This window comes from Aeoliella fuhlenseeensis (assembly GCF_052161615.1).
In the GTDB taxonomy this organism is placed as follows: Bacteria; Planctomycetota; Planctomycetia; order Pirellulales; family Lacipirellulaceae; genus Aeoliella.
Map to the genome: position 1 here is coordinate 114,846 of NZ_CP197417.1, position 19,517 is coordinate 134,362.

The window sequence follows — 19,517 nt, forward strand, 5'->3', positions numbered from 1 at the left end:
ATGGCGGTGATCGAGTATCTCAACAAAAAGCCGAAGGCCACGGCGGGTGAGATGCATTGTACGCGATCAGGACGCTTGGGCCATTTTTCCGCACCGCCCGAGTAGCGTATCGCACGCCTCGATTACGGTGGACACTTCGATGGCCCGCATCGCGACATTGTCCGCTCCCCGCCGCTCGCGAGCCGACCCTTCTTGGTAGTAGGCCTGAACTCGTAGATTCGAATCGCCGTACGCGCCACACCACTCGGCGCGGCTCGTGCCGTGCAGGCTGATGGTGGGCGTTCCCACGGCCACGGCCAGATGCATCGGACCCGTGTCCGAACCCAAGAAGAGCTGCGCCCGCCGGGCGATGGCCGCGAGCTGGGGCATGGTGGTCGCGGGTGCGAGCGTTGCCGTTCCCTCGCTGGCATTAACAATGCGCTGAGCCAGGTCACGCTCTTCGTTGCCACACCACACCGCAAGGCTTGTCAGTCCATGCTGGTGGTGCAGATGCCGAGCGACGTGGCCATAGCGTTCCGCGGGCCACAACTTGGAAGGCCAGCCGGCACCTGGATTGAGGATGGCGAAGGGCTGCGCGTTGAGTCCTAATCGAATGAGCGATTGTCGGGCGTAGGCGGCGTCGTCCGAGCGTTCGGGGATTTTGAACGAGACGGCGGGACTTGTGATGCCCAGCGGTTCGAGAATCCGCAGGTAGTGCTCGACCACGTGGGGAGCACGGACGTCAGTCAACTCATTGTTCAGCCACTTGCTCAGTTCGCGGCCATTGGGGCCATTCACGCCTAGGCGGCGCCGCGCGCCACTCAGCCAAGCGACGAAGGCACTCTTCGTGAGGCATTGAAGGTCGACCGCGATGTCGAACTTCAGAGCTCGTAGTTGTCGACGAAGATTTCGCGTGGCAGGGACCGATTGATACCAGCGCCGGGGCAACTTGATCACGGCATCCAGATCGGGGTGGCCTTCGATGAGGTCCGCGGCCCGCCCTTCGACCGCCCAAGCGATCATGGCTTCGGGAAAGTGTTCTCGGAGTGCCGTGGCTACCGGGAGGCCGTGGATGACATCGCCCATCGCGGTAAGGCGGACGATAAGAATGCGGGGGGAGCTATGCATGACGGCTGGTCCATCAACGGTCTACAATTCAAATTCGATGCACCTACGCCACGGCGCAGCCGGTAGTGTAGTGGAATTGGACAATTGCTTTAAGAGCAAATGCTGGTGCTAGCGTGCCAACACGTTGCTTCGTCCGGCGACGATGTCACCGAACACCCGGCCGGCGGGCAAGGGCATCGTTCCGTGGATAGTCGAGGATATGATCCGTCCGGGGATACACATAGCCTGACCCAAAGAACATCCGGCCGATTAGAGTCAGCATTACTGCCGTGAGTGCCACTCCCATTAGCTGGATCGCCATCGTATCCATGCTACCACGGGCGAGGCCTGCGATGTGGGAACTCACGGCCACCAAGTAGCCGAGCAGGAAGGGGTTGTCGGGTTGGCGTGCGAGCCATTCATCGAGCCAACGGAAGAGTAAACCGAGCACGAATCCATACAGAGCGATGGCCCAAAGTCCTCCATCGTGGTAGCCCTGCGCGATGGGCGACACCCCCCAAGTCATCGTTCCATAGCCTCGCAGGCCTTCGGATTTGCCGACGACGTTGGGAAGCGTGTAGCCGAGGGACACGGGTTTGTCCTCCCACCAGACGCGCGGGATAGGATTGACAAGCATGTAATAGGGAGCGAAGAGGGTTTGACCCTCGTAGTTCGCGTCCTTGCTCGCATAGTGGTGAATGGTAAAGAGTGTCACCTCCGCTGAGTCCTGAGCCGTTTCGCCAAGGTTCGTGCTGGAGATGCTGAACGACTCCGAAGCGATCAGGCGCAATGTTTCCACAGCGCGGCTTAAGCCTTGAGCATTCGAGGTGCGATGACGGACTACCTGGAGGCCGTTGTTGAATCCAATGAGCAGCACCCCGATGGCCAAGCAAACTGGCAGTACGACGTAGGGCTTCTTGTATCGAAGCCATTGCCAATAAAAGCAAACCGGAAACGCTGCCAGCAGCGAGAACACCATTCGTCGACCGCTGCCGAATGACAGCGACAGAACAAGTTCGGCCGCAATGGTAACGGACAGCAGGATTAGGATGAGGGGGTTAAAACTATCACGCCGCAGAGCCATCAAGGCAAAAGTAATAGCAAACGGGCCCAAGTTGCCGGCAAGGACGAAGATAATCTGCGACACGAACGGAATCGGAATGCGCGCGAGTGCGACGGCGCTAAACACCATGCAGAAGACTGCGAGACTGAAATAAGTTACGAACGAAGGGGCCGGCCATGTGCGAAAAAAGCGTCCCGCAACTCGCCGCGGCCACTTGATGAAGGAGTAGGCCACGAACAGCGCGAGATAGAACGTGATGACACCGACGTAGTAGAGATTGTAATCCTCCGCCGAATAGCTTACGCGATGCTCCAATTGGCTCCAGGCTACGCCTGAAAGGCCGATGAAGAGCAGCGAACCAATGAGGAAGATGTTGAGAAAGCTAATCAGGTCTCGCTTACCGCGCAGGTAAGGGATCATGATCCATAGTGCCATGACCAACACGAACACCCAGCTCAGGAACCGCAATGTATCATCTTGAGGTAGCATGCAATCGGTGTTCGTCAGCGTTATCGGAGGGCGGGGTAAAGCGCAGCCTAACTCGATCGTGTTGGCTTATACGCTACGCGTTCCCGCTGTTCGGTTCACAATCATCTAATCTTATCTGCGAATTTGCGCTCCGACCACCGATTGGCCGCAGGTTTGCGTAGAACTAGGTCCATTCCAGAAGGGAATGACGCACAGACGGCGTAGGCGTTCTTCAGCCCACTGGGTGCCGTTCGGCTTGGAGTGATTGCCCGGATTGTAGCAGCCTCGGTGTTCCGAGGGCTCGCTCCCCTCACTCCCAGGCCGGCACGCTCCATTCTGCTTGCAGTCGGGCCGTGTCGTCCTTGAGTTGCTCGCGAAGCCACGCCACGGTTTCGGCGGTGGGGGGATCGGGGCGACCTGGGACTTTGGGAAGTATGGCGCGTTGCAGGGCGTTGCGAACCCGAGGCGACGCCAGCGGGCGAACGTAATTGCGATAGAGCGGGTGGTTGGCCACGCGGCCCCAAAATCCCGTAAGCACCGGTTTGCCCGACGCCTGATTGTGAATGGTCGAGTCGGCGGGGGGGAGCAAGCTCGCATCGAGTCCCAGCCAAGTGCACAGCTCGGCGGTGACCCCGCGCCGGTTCGCCGTGTAGTCCTCAAACCGCAGCACGCGAATGCGATCTCGACCGATGGCCTCGGCCCAGGGATCGAGCTGCGAAGCGTATCGACTGAACTGGACGTAGCGCGGAAAGTTGCGGACCGCCTCGTCGATGCCGACGGTGACGGTGTGCTCCACCATTTCGTGATGGTGCTGGCTGATGATCCGATCGATCGGCTCGCGAAGGATGTAGACGGCGCGAAAGTCGTCTGGCAACAACTTCACCGCACGCTCGACCACGCCGGTGTGATCGGGCAACTTGCTATAGCCCGTCGAGGCATCGCACAGCAATTGGCTTGGTGCCGCCGCCGAGTAGATGCCTGTGTAGGCGGCTCGTCCTTGGTCAGTGAAGACCTCGTCGCTACAGAGCGCGTGTGGCTCTTTGACATCCGGCTCGAAGACCTCGGGGTGCAGGCAGAGATCGAAGAACAAGCCCGTTGTTCCCGACTTCATGGCTCCGATGATGAGTAGCTGTGGTAGTCGCATGGTGTGGAAACCGAGGGCTGTCCGCGGAGGTCGCCAGCCGCACATCGGGGCGATTTTCGAGTATACTTCATGACTCACCACAGGGAATCCCTTTATGCCACCCCAGCCTTCGGCCCCCGAGCGAAGCTTAGCGATCATTTGTCAGACGGTGCCCCCGTATCGTCGGCACCTGCACCATCGTTTGGTGTCCGAGATTCCCGAACTAACGTTGGTGACGATCAACACCCACGAGGACAAATCGCGCGATTGGCGGCTCGACGAAGACACCGGAATTGGCCTCGTCAACCTAACCGACGCCAGCCAAGCCGGCACCACTGCTGGGCGGTCGCGGATCGGTCGAATGCTGTCGGCGTGGCGGCAAGGAGGCGAGGCAATTCAGGAGCTCGAGAAGCATCGTGCCGCGGCGGTGGTCGTCAACGGATACAACGATCCCGGACGGTTGCGGGTGATCCGTTGGTGCCATCGGAACAAAACGCCCTGCTTCATCTGGGGCGATAGCAATGTCTGCGGCGAAAGGTTGATTTCCGCGACGAAGAAGTCGATCAAGCGCCGCTACATCCAGTGGCTCGCGAAGCGAGTCACTGGGTTCATCGGATGCGGGCGCTATGGTACCGACTACTTCACGAGCTATGGCGTTGAGCCAGCGCGAGTGTTTGTCGCGCCCTACGAACCCGACTATTCGTTGATCACCGATTTACCAACGAGCTACGTCGAGCAAGTCGCCAGCGAGCTGGGGCTTTCGCCCGCGAGGCGTCGTCTGTTGTTCTGCGGCCGACTGGTGGATGTGAAACGCCCCGATCTGCTGGTGGACGCGTTCGTCCAGATCGCGGGTGACCGCCCCGACTGGGATTTGGTGATGCTGGGCGACGGGCCGCTAAAGGAGTTGCTCTTAGCGCGGCTTCCTGCGACTGTCGCCGAGCGTGTCCACTGGATTCCTTTCACCAACGACCAGCGCCGCGTGAGCGCCATCTACCGCGCTTGCGACGTCCTCGTGTTGCCAAGCGATTACGAACCCTGGGCCCTGGTGATCAACGAAGCGGTGGCCGCGGGCTTGGCGGTGGTTTCCACCGACGTGGTTGGCGCGGCGGTCGAGTTGGTCGTCGATGGAAAGAACGGCCGGCTCGTTCCGCCAAGCGACCTCGATGCGCTTCGCGACGCCCTCGGCGAAGTGACCGACGGCACCAACATCGACCGCATGAAGCAGGCGTCGCGGGGCTGCTTGGAAGAGTGGCAGCGACGCGGCGACCCCGTCGCCGGCTATCGCCAGGCGCTCCAGTACGCCGGCGTGCTCTAACTTCAAGGATTCGAGAGCGCGGCGAATGCCTCTCGCGCCGAACGATCGGTGTGGCTCGAAAGCCAATCGGCGACGGCCCGTGGCAATCCCTCTTCGTCGGCGATGCGATGGTAAAACGTCGGTAGCTCGTCGGCGTGTGCCAAGTAGTAGTCGAACAGATGCCCCAGCTCGTGGTTGGTGATTTCGCGCTGGGCGATCACTTCGGGATGCCGGTAGACTTGCCGAAACAGGAAGCCTTGCAGTTGCCGCTTCTTCTCGGCGAGCTCAGGCGGAATCTCCAGCAGCGGCGGGCCACTGCGGACATCGTCCACGCTCGCAATCGTGAACTCTTCGATCCGCGCTTCAGCGGCTTCCACCAGCCGGCTGACCGCGGCGTCGATCAGTTCGTGGATCACGGCGCGACGAAGTTCGAGATTCGTCAGCCCATCGTACCGCGAGCCAACTCGCTCGGCTGCTTCGCGCCACAGGGTCAGCTCGGCGAGGTCGTCGAGCGTCAGCAGGCCAAGCTCCAGGGCGTCGTCGGCGTCGTGGGCGTCGTAGGCGATGCTGTCGGCCGCGTCGACCACTTGCACTTCGAGCAGCGGCTGAGTGTCGAAGGCCGCGGTCTTGTTCGCCCGTCGATGCTGACCTTCGAGCACCTCGGCGGACAGATTGAGCCCCGGAAAACGCGGGTAACGAATCTCTAGCCGCTCGACGATGCGCAGCGCCTGCGCGTTGTGATTGAAGCCGCCATGTTCGTGAAGCCGCTCGTCGAGCACCTCCTCGCCGGCGTGGCCAAACGGCGGATGGCCGATGTCGTGGAGCAGCGCGAGGGCTTCGACGAGGTCTTCGTTGAGCGACAGCGCTCGAGCCATCGTGCGGGCGATCGAGGCGACCTCGAGCGTGTGCGTCAGGCGGCTGCGATGGTAGTCGCCCGACTCGCCGGTGAAGACTTGTGTCTTGTGACTCAACCGGCGGAATGCGGCGCAGTGGGTGATGCGATCGCGATCGCGCTGAAACGCGGAGCGATAAGGATGCACGGCCTCGGCGTAACGCCGGCCGGCCGATTGGTCGCTCCGCGCAGCGTAGGGGGCGAGCAACAACGATTCCCGATCCGTCGGTAACAAACTTGGCATGGTGTTGGGCGCTGGCCCGGTGACTGGTCGCAAGGTGACCGGCACGATTGCCAGGGCCACAAGCGATTCGCTCTGGCGCTAACTTTCCTTGGTTTCGGCGGCGGGGGCGGGAGTCGCGGCGGGAGCTTCCGCGGCGGGTTCGACGATTTCGAGGCTGGAGAGCATCTTCTCAAACGCCTCGCGGTTCTCTTCGACGATGTCGGCGGGGCCATAGAACTTCACGAAGTACTTGCCAGCTCCTTCGACTTCGATGATCGCACCGAGCATGCGGTAGTCGGGGCGTTCGACCCTGGTGCCAAGCGGCCCGTCGGGTGTCTCGAAGTAGGTCCCGCCAATGTCGAGCACGTGGGCAATCGCGCCACGCAGTCGGCGATGGTCTCGACGCATGGCGTCTTTACCATTGGCATCGCGGCCGAGTCGGAATTGACCGACCCACCGGCGGATGTTGCCATCCACGTCGCCACCCGCCGCCATCATGGTTACCCGGCCGTGCGGAGGCAGGGTCGACTCGTCGGCAGCGGGATCTACCGCTGGTTCCTCACCCCGATTGCGGGGCAGGATCTCTAGCTCCATCTCGATGAGTTTGTTGCGAGGCTTTACGACCTTCCACGCGCCGGGGACGGTCAGCTGCAGGTGCTTTTCGTTCAGCAGCAGAGTCTGAGTCTTGGGAGCCTCGGCCTCTTCGCCTTCGGCGATGGCTTCGGCGGACGCTACGGCCTGAGGTTGTTCGGCAGAGGCAATGGCGGGGGCTTCGGGCGGCGCGGGCGTGGCCTGCGGCTCGGCCGACGAGCGTCCACCAACCACCAAGGCAGCCAAGCAACAGCTCGAGACAAGTCGGTTCATGGTAATCAACTAACTACTCAAGGCAAAGGAACGTTGGAATCACTCATTCCGTTGGGTTGGCTTCCATTGCCTCGTTGTCCGCTCCTTCTGTCTCCATTTCGGTCGCCGCGTCGGTCTCGCCCTCGGCTGGCCCTTCTTCGGTCGGCGGGGCCACCACAACGGGTGGAGGGGTCGCCGGCGTGGGAGGTGTTTCCGGCGCGGGGTTGTTCATCCGATAAATCACCCACACCAGCACACCGGCTAGCGCTAGGGTCAGCACCACCAGCAGCACAGCGATCAACTGCTGTCCCCGCGCCGCTTGCTGCTTTCGACGTCGATAGCGAGCCGCGGCCAGCGAAGGATCTTCTGCCGACTGGGCCGGCTTTACCGCAGTGCTGGAGGGGGTATTGTACTCACTCGTGGGCAGCAGGGGAGCAGCCGCCGCGGCTTGAAGCTGCGGAAAATGATCGGGTAGCTCCGAGGCCAGCCGCCAGTCGACCCACCCGGTCCGCCACATGTAACTGTCGGCCCCCACTCGGCCTTCGGTCGCCCATTGCTGGATCAGAACATCGTCCGCCGGCCCAAATTGCCCGCCACTCGCCGGCCGGATGTACCAGGCGGCCACTTCTTCGGCCGCAGCCACCTGGGGTACCGTGGCAGCCGGTTCGAGCGGGGGTGTGGGTGCGGGAGCTGCTGGCGCCGGGGCTGGGGGGGCAGCGGGAGCAGGCGTCGGTGCCACGGCGGCGGGAGGAACGACCTTGGGCTGCGGAGCCGGTGTAGCGGGGGCGGCAGGTGCGGGCGCGGACTTGGGCGCCGGAGCCTGGGTGGCCGCGTGGACCGCCATCGGCTGGGGGATCAGGAACTTGGCCTGGCACTCGGGGCATATTCCCCGCTTGCCCGCCAGTTCGGCTTTGACGTGCAACGGGTGACCGTTGGGGCAAGCGAATCGAATTCCCATGGTGCCGACGAAGCTCGAAATCAGGAACGAACAGGAAGCAGCCGTTTGGCTTTCTCCCCCCGGTTACCAGTATATTGCGGCGTCCGGCGGAATTGAAGAAAAGCCCAGCTATCAGGGGGGCTTAATTTATCGCCTTCGCAGGATGCTTGCCGAGCACGCCCGGTCGTTACGGTTAGGGGGGATGTGCCAGCTTCGGTTCGAAATTAGCCCGCCCAGCACCGACCCAATCCATAGCGGAATACCGCCCGGCCTTCTAAAATAAACGATCCAGGGACAACCGACTCCTCAAGCCGCAGCCTGGGGCCGCGGCCATCCAACCCTCCCACCTTCGACCGTCCGACCACACCAAGGGAACTCGTAGCGATGGCGCGTGCACCGCAGCAAGAAGACGATCAGCAGGAAGAAGGCCCCCTGGAAATCGCGATTGTCGGCGATCTGACCGACCACGAGTCCGAGCTGACCGACAAGCTGCTCGGCGTCGAACCCGGCGGCAGTTGCACCATCTACTTCGATTCGCCAGGCGGAAGTCCGTACTGCGCGATGAGCCTGATGACGCTCATCCGCTTGCGTCGCCTTGATGTAACGGGCGTGGTGACTGGCGAGTGCTCGAGCGCCGCGCTATGGCCGTTCGCCGCGTGCCGTCGCCGAATCGTCACACCGTTCAGCGTGCTGTTGTTCCACCCGATGCGGTGGCAGAGCGAAGAGAACGTCGGACTTGCCGAAGCCGCGGAGTGGGCGCGACACTTTGCCTCGCTCGAACGCGACATGGACGACCTGCTCGCCGACCTGTTCAAGGTGCCGCACGAGCTAATGGCTAAGTGGATCGCCCCGGGCAAGTACGTCTCAGGCCGCGAACTGGCCGAAGCCGGACTCGCTGAGCTCGTCGAGTTCAACAACCTCGACACGGCCTTGGTTCCGCCGCCGGTCACTTGCAGCAATGGCTCGGCAGCCCGGCTCAAGGCTCACCTTCCCGCCGAAGCGCGGAAGGCGAACTGAGTCCACGCAACGCAAACGCCTCCCGACAAGCAGATCTGGCGAGCCGGAAGCGTTAGCGCCCGGAGTGAATGGCCTTTCGCTCCGCACCTCCGGTCGCTTACGCTCCCGGCTCGCCTTCAAATTGCACTTCCCGCTTGCTCACTCTTGAAACTCTTGTAGTTCCACGACACCAAACGCCACGCGGCCACCGGCATCGCCTGTGGGCTGGGTGAACTTATCCTCGTCGGCGTGAACCACCATCGCTTTGCCAACAATTGGATGTTCGCCGTCCAATCGTATCACGGTGTCGGTGATGTTGATCGTGGCGACACCCTCCGCGTTGGCTTCGATGTTGCCCAGGTCGCCGACGTGGCGCTCGGCATCTTCAGCGTGGCCATGGGCGTGCCCGGTGGGATTGAAGTGCCCGCCGGCCGACTCCCCCTTTTCTTTGTCCGATAGGTCACCACTCTCGTGCACATGGAAACCATGTAGACCCGGGGTGAGCCCCGTCACCTCGCCAGTGAGGGTTACGGTATCGGCTTCCTGCACGAAGTTCAGAGTGCCGGTGACACCACTGCCGCCGATTTCTTCAAGATTGCAAACGGCAGTAATCGGTTCCGCTGTAGCGGTACCGTCAGAGCCTGTTCCCATGGTGCCATCCATCGGTGCATCGGCTTTCTCACAACCGAGCACCAAGCCGAGGGCAGCAAGTAGAGCGAAGCTGCGTAACATAGAATGTCTCCTTCGCGGTGAGTGTATTCGAAGTTGCGTTGATGCCTGTTAGATGCGGTGGCCGGTTTCTTTCCAGCCCTTCGCGCCGTCCTCGAAGTCGTAGACCTTGCCAAAGCCGGCGCTGTCCAGCTTCTCAGCAGCCTTGGTCGACGAGTGGCATTCTTTGCTGGAGCAGTACACCACCACCGGTTGGTCTTTCCCGCCCGCTTGCTTTTCGACGCGCTGCACAAAGTCGTCCGAGCTGAGCGGAATGTTCACGGCACCTTCGATCTTGGTGTCGGCGAACTTGTCTTGATCCAGGGTATTCACCAGCAGGAAGTCATCGCCCTTCTGCTGCATGGCGTCGAGGTCGGTGGCCGAAAGCGTTTTCATCGTCTTGTCTCCTTCGCAAGAACCGCGGCACGCTCAATCGGCAAACAATCCCGACGCGCGTGGGCGACTGGTTAGAGAAGGAGAGATTGCGTGCAATCGCGATGCCACGCGGCGAATCAGGCGTGATTCGCTGGAATCGCGCAGCGAGCGATCAGAAAGGGTGGTAGCTCGCTAGCCAAGCCGCGCGCCAAGAAACCAGCGTACTGCAACGAGGCGAGCCGGAAGCGTTAGCGACCGGAGTGAATGACCTTTCGCTCCGCCCCTCCGGTCGCTGGCGCTCCCGGCTCGCCTTCAGAATCACAACCCGATGTTCAGCCCCTGCAAATCATCCGGCACGAAGTAGCCGTCTTTGCGCAGAAGCTCGCCGTCGAAGTAGATTTCGCCGCCGCCGTAGTCTTCGCGCTGGATCAGCACCAGGTCCCAGTGGATGCGGCTTTCGTTCGAGTTGTCGGCGATGTCGTAGGCGTTGCCCGGCGTGAGGTGGAACGAGCCGCCGATCTTCTCGTCGAACAGCGTGTCGAGCATCGGGTGCTTGACGTGGTTGTTGGTGCCGAGCGACCACTCGCCGCAGTACCGAGCTCCTTCGTCCGAATCGAGAATGGCGTTGAGCTTCTCGGTCTCGTTGGCTGTTGCCTTGACGATCTTGCCATCCTTGAACTCGAAGCAAATGTCGCTGAACACGGTGCCCTGATACCGCGACTCGGTGTTGAATGAGATCTTGCCGTTGATGCTGTCGCGGACCGGCGCGGTGAACACCTCGCCGTCGGGGATGTTGCGATCGCCGTTGCAGGGGATCACAGGAATACCCTTGATGGAGAACTCCAGCTCGGTGCCAGGGCCGACGATGCGCACCTGGTCGGCGGCTTCCATTCGCTTCACCAGTGGCTTCTGCGCCTCGGCCATCGCGGCGTAGTCGGCCGTGCAAACTTTGAAGAAGAAATCCTCGAACGCCGGCGTGCTCATCTTCGCCGACTGGGCGAACGAGTCGGTCGGGTAACGCAGCACCACCCACTTGGTCTTCGGCACGCGGACGCCGCTGTGCACCGGGTGCCACCAATGTTCCTGGTACAGGTCCATCTGCTTCTGCGGCACGTCGGCGTGCTGGCTGCTGTTGGCCGAGCCGCGAATGCCGATGTAGGCGTCCATGTCCTCCATCCGCGCTTGCTCGAACTTGGCGGCCAGCTTCATGCTCTCTTCCGTAGCGGTCATGTACAGGGACCGCTGCACGTTCAGATTCTTCCAGGTCACCACCGGCAGGGCACCCCGCTTCGCCGCCCCTTCGATCAGGCTGCACACCAGGTTGGGCTCGGGCAGGTCGATCGCCTCGATCAGCACCTTTTCTCCCTTTTGGAGCTTGCAGCTATGGTCCAAGAGAACGTTGGCCAGTTGATCGATGCGGGGGTCGTGCATGGTGTCGGTTCCAGAATAGGAGCGTGAGCCCAGAATAGGAGCGTGAGCGGTGTTTCCAAATAATGCACGCTGGCTGTCCCTTCTGTCCATAGTCCGCCGAGCGGGAAGCCCGCCCCTAGTTTTTTTCCGACGAGGCGTAGCTCGTCGGCTATTGCTTCCTATGCGAACGAGCGTGCGACCAAATGCCGCTGCGACACTGGTATTGACCAGTTCCCCCAGTTTGTCACGATGTACGGCGCAGCCTAAGATTCTATGAGCCAACTAGTTACACCATTTTCCCGAGCTGGCCGCACCCGCTGGGTGAAGTGCCACCACCGACATCGAGCGCACCATGACCAAACTGACAGGCGACCCCTCGATCATCGACCCCGAGGCCACTAGCAAGGCGGTTCGCGAAGAGAACGCCGCGCCGCAGGAAAAGTCATTCGCCGAGGTCGCGCTCGAACTCGGTGGCAAGAGCGCTGGCGAGGCTCGCCGTACCGGCGCGATCGACATGGCCGACGATCAGGTCGAGGCCCTGTTCGCGTCGCAGTACCAAACGGTGAACAGCCCCGCCCATCGCGCGGTGTGGGATCGTGGCGTGCCGGTCGAGGAGTTCACCAGCCAGCCGGTGGTGATCGCTCCCGAGATTCGCAAGGTGATGGACGACTCTATCGCCGTCGTCCAGCGGCATCAGCAAGCCGGCACCGTGTACAACGACGAAGGAAAGATCGACGAGCAGGTGATGCGCGACCTGGCCGCCGTCGGTTACTGGGGGCTGCTCGTCGACAAAGAATACGGCGGCAGCGGCGCGCCATTCGCCGCGTTCGCTTCGTTCATTACCCGCATGGCGATGGTCGACCCCACGATCGCCGGCCTCGCGTCAGTGCATGGTTGCATCGGTGCGGTCGATCCCGTGAGCGCGTTTGGCAACGACGAACAGAAGCAGCGATTCCTCCCCAAGCTCGCCAGTGGCGAGCGGCTTAGCGCGTTCGCACTCACCGAGCCGGCAGCCGGCAGCGACCTCACCGCGCTTCGCACCACCGCGGTGCTCAATGGCGACCATTACTTGGTGACGGGCGAGAAGCTGTTCATCACGAACGTCACGCTCGGCCGCACGGTGGGCCTGGTGTGTTTAATCGATGGCAAACCAAGCGTATTGATCGTCGACCTGCCGAGCGAAGAGAGCGATCAGTTCTACCTGAAGAAGTACGGACTCTGGGCGCTCAAGCACACCTACAACCGTGGCATGGTGTTCAATAACTTCCCGGTCCCCGCCACGAACTTGCTCAAGCCGGTGAAGGGGGACGGGCTCACCATCGCCTACCACGGGCTCAACCTGGGACGCATCTCGCTTTGCGCGAACGCCGCCGGCACGATGCGGGGCATGCTCGCCAACATGATTCCGTGGTCGCATTACCGCGTGACCTACAACGAGGCGATCGCCCACCGCGAACTCGTGCAGCGCCGCATGGGCGAACTCGCCGGCTCGATCGTCGCTTGCGATGCGCTGGTGGCGTGGTGTGCCGAGCTGATCGACAAAGGCTACCGCGGCGAGATGGAATGCGTGGTCGCCAAGATCTATGGCAGCGAAGCCCAGAAGCACGCGGCCATTGAGTTGTTCATGAAAACGCACGGCGGTCGCTCGTTCCTGCATGGCCACCTGTTCGGCGACAACGTCCACGAGTTCCTCGCCCCGTGCATCTACGAGGGTGAAGGCGAGATGCTGTCGATGGCATTCTTCAAATCGCTGGTCAAGCATCACGGCAAGACGTTCTTCGAGCCGGTCGGCAAAGCCCTGGCGAAGGCCGGCATCAAACGCCCCAACCCGCTGAACCCCTCGCACGTCATCACGCTCGCCCCCGTCGCGTGGCCGTACGCGAAGTGGATGATCGGCCGACGACTGATGATGAGCTCGAAGCCAAACCTGCCGAAGATGCCCGCCGCGCTCCGTGAGCATGCGGAACAAGCTTGCTCGCGCTTGCAGAAGATGGCGCTCGAAATATCGGGCACGATGAGCAAGTTCCAACTCGCACTGGCCGACCGGCAGTGCCGGATGACGCAGCTTTCGAGCGATTGCCAGACGCTGATCACCATCCTCGCGACAAGCCTCTACGCTTCACGCCAGTCCAACGAAGTTGTTCAGCAAGCGGCCGACGTCTACTGCCAGAAGGAACTCGCCCGGCTGGATCACAAGCCCGCGTCGAACAAGTTCTACCGCCAGATCACCGCGCTCGGCAAAACCATCGCCGACGGCAACTTCCCCGGCCTCGACGAAGTCCGCCCGCAAGACATCATGATGCCATACGATCAGGAGAAGGAAGGTTAACGGGGGCACGACGAAATCGTATGTCATCCTGAAGGAGCCTAAGCGACTGAAGGATCTCCTTTCCATTCGAGTGATCACCGCCCTCTCCGTGGCCAAAGAATAGAACGCTAATCCACGCTAATAGGAAACGATTAGCGAAGATTAGCGCGGATTAGTGTTGCAAATAGTCCGGGGTCGGGGACGACCCGGCTCACACGGGGCGATGTTCCTGCATTTCTTCTTATCCGCGGTAATCCTGCCCAATCCGCGATGGTCCGCGTCCTATTCTTTTTCTTCTCTCTGAGCACTCTGTGTTCTCTGTTGTTAGCTCGTCCCACTGGGGCTCGTGGAACTCGTCCCCAGCCACCCGGAGGTTGCTCCTTCTTCCCTCCGTTTCCTCCTGTTCAGCGCTCCTCCGAATTCCGGCGAATCCGGCTACAATGGCACGGTTCACTTTCTTCGATCCTCACTCGCGATTGTATCCATGCCTGTTACTTTGCTTGCCGGGATTCCGGCTTCGAATCAGACGCTTTATCACCAGATTCAGTTTCTCGTCGGCGACGCGGCGGCGTATCTCGAGGGGTTGCCGCCCGATGGGAAGTCGCTGTTGATTGTGCGCGACATTGAGCTCGATCGCGCGCGGGAGATTGCGCGGGCCGACACGGTGGCTTGCGCGCAGGACTTTACGCCTGCCGGTGGACTATCGGGCGATCGCGACGTGGCGACGGCGCAGGCGATTGTTGAGGTGCTCAAACAACGTGGCGTGACGAGCGTGGTGACCGATCGGACGCTCCCTTTCCTTTACGCGTCGCACTTGCTGGAGGCCGGCATTGCGCTCGCGCTCGACGACGAGCTTGGTGTTCGTACGCGGCGGGTGAAGAGTGCTGCGGAGATCAAGGCGCTCGAACACGCTCAGAAGGTGACCGGCGAGATCATGACGCTGGCGTGCAAGTGGATCGCGACGGCGGACGTGAACTCGGCGGGTGAGCTGATGCAGGAGGGCGAGGTGCTGACCAGCGAGCGGGTGCGGCGGCGGATTACGCAGTGGTGCATCGAGCGCGGGTTTTCGAACGTGTCGGATTCGATCGTCGTGAGCGTGCCGCACGTGGCCGATTGCCACCATCATGGCACGGGATCGCTGAAGACCGGCCAGCCGGTGATCGTCGACATCTTCCCGCGCGACGACACGAGCCGGTACTACGGCGACTGCACGCGAACCGTGGTGCATGGCACGCCGACCGAGGAGCTTGTGGCGATGCACCGCGCGGTGGTCGCCGCGAAACAGGCCGCGTGCGAGGCGCTACGCCCCGGCACCACGGGCGACGCGGTGCACAAGGTGACCGTCGCCACGCTGAAAGAACATGGCTACGAGTACGTGCCGGGCTCGATGGAGCACGACCCGAAGATTCCGGCCCTGCGTCACGGCACGGGGCACGGCATCGGGCTGGATGTGCACGAGCCAATTCTTCTGTCGGTGGATGGCGGCGAGATTCTGGCAGGCGAAGTGTTCACGGTCGAGCCGGGACTTTATTCGTCAACGCTCGGCGGTGTGCGGGTGGAGGACATGGCGCACGTGACGGCTGGTGGGTATGAGATATTGAGTCCGCTTTATGAGGGGTTGGATTGGCGCGGGGTTTGAAGTAGGACGTATCCGAGGAATTCGCGATGAATCGACCCTACTGGTTAGACTTCGTATACATTAGCGGGTTCTTCGCACCGCCGCTTATCGCGAGCGTCATTACCGCGAAGTGGCTTCGATTCGATTTTGCGTCGTACCTCTTGCTTAGCGTCGGCTTTTTCATCGGCTATTTCGTGATGGTGTTACTTTGGGCCAGATGGCGTGGAAGTCGGGCAGGAGGGCGGGATGGGTGACGAGAATCCTTACGACTCGCCTGATGAACTTTGCCGCGATCCAAGTGCGGATATCGCACTTTGGAACGCGTCGACGTGCGGAGTCCGCGGCATGGCCATAGGTATCGCGATTCCAATGGCTTGGTTCGCGTATGGAATGGTTCGGGAGTATTTGGCCTATTCGCAACTTGAGCCCGGAACCGCTCGATCGGGAACGGGGATCGTGCTGCAACTTGTCGCACTTGTCAGTGGAATACCCTTGGGCGCCGTAGTAGGGTTCGTGTTGGGTCGCGTCGTGGCTGCGATCCAGAATGCTTGGAACAGCAGAAGGTAATCCGGGGCAAAGAGTTGGCGACGATTTGTCCGACGACGCGTAGGTCGTCGGCTATTGTTTATCTGTAGGAGGGCTCTCCGAGCCCGATCGCTCGGAATCGGGCTCGGAGAGCCCTCCCACAGGTTTGGTTTTCGCGCCACAGGTTGATGATTACTGGGGGCGGCGCTTGCGGCCCGTGGGTTTGAACATCGTGGCGACTTCTTGAATCGCTTCGACGAGGGCGTCGACTTCTGCCGGGGTGTTGTAGAGGTAGAAGCTGGCGCGGGTGCTGGCGGTGATGCCAAGCGAGTCGTGCAGGGGCTGGGTGCAGTGGTGCCCCGCGCGGACGGCAATGCCGCGTTGGTCGACCAGTTGCGCGATGTCGTGGGCGTGGGGCTGGTGGAGGACGAAGCTCACGAGGCCGGCGCGATGTTCGGGCGAGGGGCCGAGGATTTTGATGCCTTCGATTTCGCTGAGGCCGGCGTAGGCGCGTTCGACGAGGGCGTGTTCGTGGGCGGCAACTTTGTCGAGGCCGATCTCGCTCAGGTAGTCGATCGCTGCGCCGAGCCCAGCGGCTTGGGCGATTGGGGGCGTTCCGGCTTCAAACTTCGAGGGCAATCCCGCGGGCGTGAAGCTGTCGAGGGCCACGTTGCCAATCATGCTGCCACCCCCCATGAAAGGGGGCATGGCACTGAGCAGCGACTCTTTGCCATACAGCACGCCGATGCCGCTGGGGCCGCACATCTTGTGGCCGCTGAAGGCCAGAAAATCAACGTCGAGCGCGAGGACATCGATGGCGAGATGAGGCGCGCTCTGCGCGGCGTCGACCAGGATCACCGCACCCACGGCATGCGCTCGCCGCGCGAGTTCGGCGATGGGGTTCACCGTGCCGAGTGTGTTGGAGACGTGCGTGACGGCAACGACTTTTGTTTTCTCGGTGAGAACGTCGTCGAGCTGCGAAAGATCCAAGCGGCCGTCGTCGGTGAGCGGGATGTGCTTGATCACGGCGCCGGTGCGTTCGGCGAGTTGGAACCACGGCACCAGGTTCGAGTGGTGCTCCATGGGGTTGAGCAGGATCTCGTCGCCGGCTTTGATGTTCGCATCGCCCCAGCTTCGGGCGACGGCGTTGATCGAGGCGGTGGTGCCGCCGGTGAAGATGCACTCGTGATCGTACTTCGCGCCGATGAATTTCTGCACCTTGGTGCGTGCCGCCTCGTAGGCGTCGGTCGAGCGCTCGCTCAGCACATGAATACCGCGGTGGACGTTCGCGTAGTCGTGCTCGTACACCCGCGAGACGGCGTCGATCACCTGCTGCGGGCGCTGGCTGCTGGCGGCCGAGTCGAGAAACACGAGCGGCCTTTCGCCATGCACCGTTTGGTGGAGAATGGGAAAGTCGTCGCGGAGCGATTCGGGGAGTAGCGAGGAATTAACCACAGAGGGCACGGAGGACTCAGAGGGGTTGGGAGAATGGGACGTGGATGAACGCGGATGGGGCAGGATAGTCGCGGATTTGCGGGGTCTTCTCGTTTAACGCCCAGCCGTAGGCGCCGGCTACCTCCGATGTAGCAGTAGCCGGCGCCTACGGCTGGGCGTTAAACGAAGAAGTGGCTCCATGGTATTGTACACACACCTGCCTTCAACTGGGTGCTCGTGGAACTCGTCACCAGCCACCCAGTGTGTTTCTCGATAGGTTAGCCGTGCCGGAAACTCCATGCGATGAGCATGAAGAATCCGAGCAAGGTGTAAATGAAAGCAATCGTCACGCCGGCGAGGAGGTTCCACGCTTTGAACAACGGTAGCGGCGAGGTCAAGTAAACTCCTAGGCATCCGACCATGGAGGTGATGGTCACTGCTATCCAGCCGAGGTAAAAGTCGCGGAGCGGTTTGTCGATCTTCGCATGCCTTTCATGCCGGGCGTGATGGTAGGCTTGCTTTTGTTTGGGGCTGAGGTCTTCGTATCTCTCGACGCCAGCGGGATAGTTGGGGGGCTCAGGGGAATCAAGACGTGGCGGATTGAGCGAAAGCAATGCTCCGACCGCCATCATGACAAAGGGATAAACGAGCGGCGGCACAACGGCGACTAGCCAACCGATGAGAGGTGAATATCGCCAGTTCGATTTCGTCACGTCCTCTTTGCTGATTGCGTTCGACAATTGCTCCCCCTTCCTGCGACCGCTGTCAGTTCACCTAGGGCGGCACCTCGGCTCGTACCTCGCCTTCGCTTGCCCTAGGCTGACATGTTGCGCCCCTTCGGGGCAATTGGCGGTGAGCTCGCGCGATCCACGTTCTGTTCTTCTCTGCGACCTCCGTGCCCTCTGTGGTTTATCCTACTGGGGGCTCGTGGAACTCGTCCCCAGCCACCCGGTGTTTTCTCAAGCAAAGCGAACGGAATGAATTCCGTTGTACTACGCCACTGGCGAGTGGACGGCTTGCTTGAGCGTCTTCCAACCTAGCAGGCAACATTTTTGGCGGTTGGGGGTGAGCTTGGCGCCGAACAGTTTGAGCATGTCCTCGGCGCTGTAGGTCATGGCGTGCTCGATGGTCTTGCCGTACATCTCTTCGAGCAGCATCGAGGCCGAGGCTTGGCTGATGACGCAGCCGTCGCCGTGGAAGTAGCAGTCGACGATGTTGCCATCTTTGTCGAGCTCAAGCTCGATGCGCACGACGTCGCCGCACAGCGGGTTCTTCTCTTGATGGGCGTGGGTCGCCCCGTCGAGGTGGCCGCGGTGGAACGGGTCTTCGTAATGGTCCAGGATGTGTTCCTGGTAGATTTCGTCTTCGCTGGGCATCGCTTGGTAGGACCGTGGCCGCGGGGGGTGGGTTCGGCGGCGGATTGTGGCGTGGGGGGTCGGGTATATCAGTCTAGGTAGCGGGGGGCGGGGGGGCAACCGGCGGCGTTTTCCTGGGCGGATCCAGCAAGGGCTCTAGCATACGGTCCACTTCGTCCACATTTTCCGGGGCGATGGACAGTTCGAGGCGATAGCTGTAGGCAGCGATCAGAAGCAATTGACCCGCGGTGCGATCACGCCAACCGCATTCGAACCCCCTCGTCCAAGGGTGACAAACCCACGGACTGATGAGGCGTCTCGATGTCAGATAGACGGGGCGATGTTTTCCGAACCAACCAACCACGCATCGTCCAGACCATGCTCCGACGTTCAGCCAATACATCCACCTGACTAGGTGTAGCGAATAAGTTCCACTCGCACGAGTTGATCGAAATAAATCGCCGACCAGCACTTCACCTGAGATTGCCGCTACCAACAGGAAGGCAGCCAAGAACCATAACATCGGTTCTGGTTGAGCTTTAATGCAACGCGCTTGTATGCCGAGTCCAGCAGCCCGCTCTCGTCGCACGTAACGGCGATAGGAAAAGAAAGACACCTGCGTGCCAATCCAACAGCCAACGGCAAGAGAAACCACTCGTCCGAGGATGCCGATCACCTGCGACTGTGTGAGTCCCCTCAACCACGGCGCCAAACACGCCAGCACCACCGCCGCGATGGTCGTGGCGATCAGCAGTGTGCGGACGCGGTAGCGCGGGCGCGCGGGGGAGGGGGTGCCGGGGGATTGTTCCATGCTTGGGCGAGTATCCACCGGAGGAGGGTGTATGGCAGAAAGGCATGA

General features: G+C 61.5%; 16 protein-coding genes. 4 read left to right on the top strand and 12 right to left on the bottom strand.

The window, feature by feature from the left end:
- Nucleotides 1–66: 66 nt before the first annotated feature.
- The 3 genes from SH292x_RS00485 to SH292x_RS00495 all read right to left on the bottom strand — a co-directional run bounded on the left by SH292x_RS00485 (nucleotide 67) and on the right by SH292x_RS00495 (nucleotide 3,761).
- A complete protein-coding gene (locus SH292x_RS00485; protein WP_442483605.1) occupies nucleotides 67–1,107 on the bottom strand; it encodes a glycosyltransferase family 9 protein in 1,041 nt (346 codons plus the stop codon).
- 145 nt (nucleotides 1,108–1,252) lie between these two features.
- Nucleotides 1,253–2,638 carry an O-antigen polymerase gene (locus tag SH292x_RS00490; protein WP_442483606.1) on the bottom strand — a complete coding sequence of 462 codons (1,386 nt, stop codon included), beginning with the start codon at nucleotides 2,636–2,638 and terminating at the stop codon, nucleotides 1,253–1,255.
- 289 nt (nucleotides 2,639–2,927) lie between these two features.
- A complete protein-coding gene (locus SH292x_RS00495) occupies nucleotides 2,928–3,761 on the bottom strand; it encodes a sulfotransferase family protein (RefSeq protein WP_442483607.1) in 834 nt (277 codons plus the stop codon).
- 94 nt (nucleotides 3,762–3,855) lie between these two features.
- Here SH292x_RS00495 and SH292x_RS00500 point away from each other — a divergent pair, with 94 nt between their 5' ends.
- Nucleotides 3,856–5,055, top strand: a complete 1,200-nt coding sequence (locus SH292x_RS00500) for a glycosyltransferase family 4 protein (protein ID WP_442483608.1) — start codon at nucleotides 3,856–3,858, stop codon at nucleotides 5,053–5,055.
- A 2-nt stretch (nucleotides 5,056–5,057) separates the two neighbouring features.
- Here SH292x_RS00500 and dgt read toward each other — a convergent pair whose 3' ends face one another.
- The 3 genes from dgt to SH292x_RS00515 form a co-directional block, all read right to left on the bottom strand.
- Nucleotides 5,058–6,170 (bottom strand): dGTP triphosphohydrolase, encoded by a 1,113-nt coding sequence (dgt, locus tag SH292x_RS00505; protein WP_442483609.1) that lies wholly within the window; start codon nucleotides 6,168–6,170, stop codon nucleotides 5,058–5,060.
- Between the two features lie 78 nt (nucleotides 6,171–6,248).
- Nucleotides 6,249–7,013 (bottom strand): hypothetical protein, encoded by a 765-nt coding sequence (locus tag SH292x_RS00510; RefSeq protein ID WP_442483610.1) that lies wholly within the window; start codon nucleotides 7,011–7,013, stop codon nucleotides 6,249–6,251.
- A gap of 43 nt (nucleotides 7,014–7,056) precedes the next feature.
- Nucleotides 7,057–7,950, bottom strand: a complete 894-nt coding sequence (locus SH292x_RS00515) for a DUF4339 domain-containing protein (RefSeq protein WP_442483611.1) — start codon at nucleotides 7,948–7,950, stop codon at nucleotides 7,057–7,059.
- 363 nt (nucleotides 7,951–8,313) lie between these two features.
- On the opposite strand from SH292x_RS00515, the gene SH292x_RS00520 reads away from it, so the two are divergent.
- The gene (locus SH292x_RS00520; RefSeq protein ID WP_442483612.1) at nucleotides 8,314–8,946 is read left to right on the top strand and encodes an ATP-dependent Clp protease proteolytic subunit; all 633 of its coding nucleotides are present in this window, start codon (nucleotides 8,314–8,316) and stop codon (nucleotides 8,944–8,946) included.
- 138 nt (nucleotides 8,947–9,084) lie between these two features.
- On the opposite strand, the gene SH292x_RS00525 is transcribed toward SH292x_RS00520, so the two are convergent.
- The 3 genes from SH292x_RS00525 to SH292x_RS00535 form a co-directional block, all read right to left on the bottom strand.
- Nucleotides 9,085–9,657 carry a superoxide dismutase family protein gene (locus tag SH292x_RS00525; protein ID WP_442483613.1) on the bottom strand — a complete coding sequence of 191 codons (573 nt, stop codon included), beginning with the start codon at nucleotides 9,655–9,657 and terminating at the stop codon, nucleotides 9,085–9,087.
- 48 nt (nucleotides 9,658–9,705) lie between these two features.
- Entirely contained in the window at nucleotides 9,706–10,029 is a 324-nt protein-coding gene (locus SH292x_RS00530; protein WP_442483614.1) for a rhodanese-like domain-containing protein, read from the bottom strand.
- A gap of 297 nt (nucleotides 10,030–10,326) precedes the next feature.
- Entirely contained in the window at nucleotides 10,327–11,439 is a 1,113-nt protein-coding gene (locus SH292x_RS00535) for an aminopeptidase (RefSeq protein WP_442483615.1), read from the bottom strand.
- Between the two features lie 331 nt (nucleotides 11,440–11,770).
- On the opposite strand from SH292x_RS00535, the gene SH292x_RS00540 reads away from it, so the two are divergent.
- Nucleotides 11,771–13,747: an acyl-CoA dehydrogenase family protein gene (locus SH292x_RS00540; RefSeq protein ID WP_442483616.1), complete on the top strand. Its 1,977-nt coding sequence runs from the start codon at nucleotides 11,771–11,773 to the stop codon at nucleotides 13,745–13,747.
- A gap of 463 nt (nucleotides 13,748–14,210) precedes the next feature.
- The gene (locus SH292x_RS00545; protein WP_442483617.1) at nucleotides 14,211–15,365 is read left to right on the top strand and encodes a M24 family metallopeptidase; all 1,155 of its coding nucleotides are present in this window, start codon (nucleotides 14,211–14,213) and stop codon (nucleotides 15,363–15,365) included.
- Between the two features lie 696 nt (nucleotides 15,366–16,061).
- Here the strand turns inward: SH292x_RS00545 and SH292x_RS00550 are convergent.
- The 3 genes from SH292x_RS00550 to sufU form a co-directional block, all read right to left on the bottom strand.
- The gene (locus SH292x_RS00550) at nucleotides 16,062–17,333 is read right to left on the bottom strand and encodes a cysteine desulfurase (RefSeq protein WP_442483618.1); all 1,272 of its coding nucleotides are present in this window, start codon (nucleotides 17,331–17,333) and stop codon (nucleotides 16,062–16,064) included.
- A gap of 248 nt (nucleotides 17,334–17,581) precedes the next feature.
- Complete coding sequence (locus SH292x_RS00555; RefSeq protein WP_442483619.1) at nucleotides 17,582–18,043, bottom strand: hypothetical protein; 462 nt, start codon at nucleotides 18,041–18,043, stop codon at nucleotides 17,582–17,584.
- 252 nt (nucleotides 18,044–18,295) lie between these two features.
- Nucleotides 18,296–18,679 (bottom strand): Fe-S cluster assembly sulfur transfer protein SufU, encoded by a 384-nt coding sequence (gene sufU / locus SH292x_RS00560; RefSeq protein ID WP_442483620.1) that lies wholly within the window; start codon nucleotides 18,677–18,679, stop codon nucleotides 18,296–18,298.
- Nucleotides 18,680–19,517: the final 838 nt, after the last annotated feature.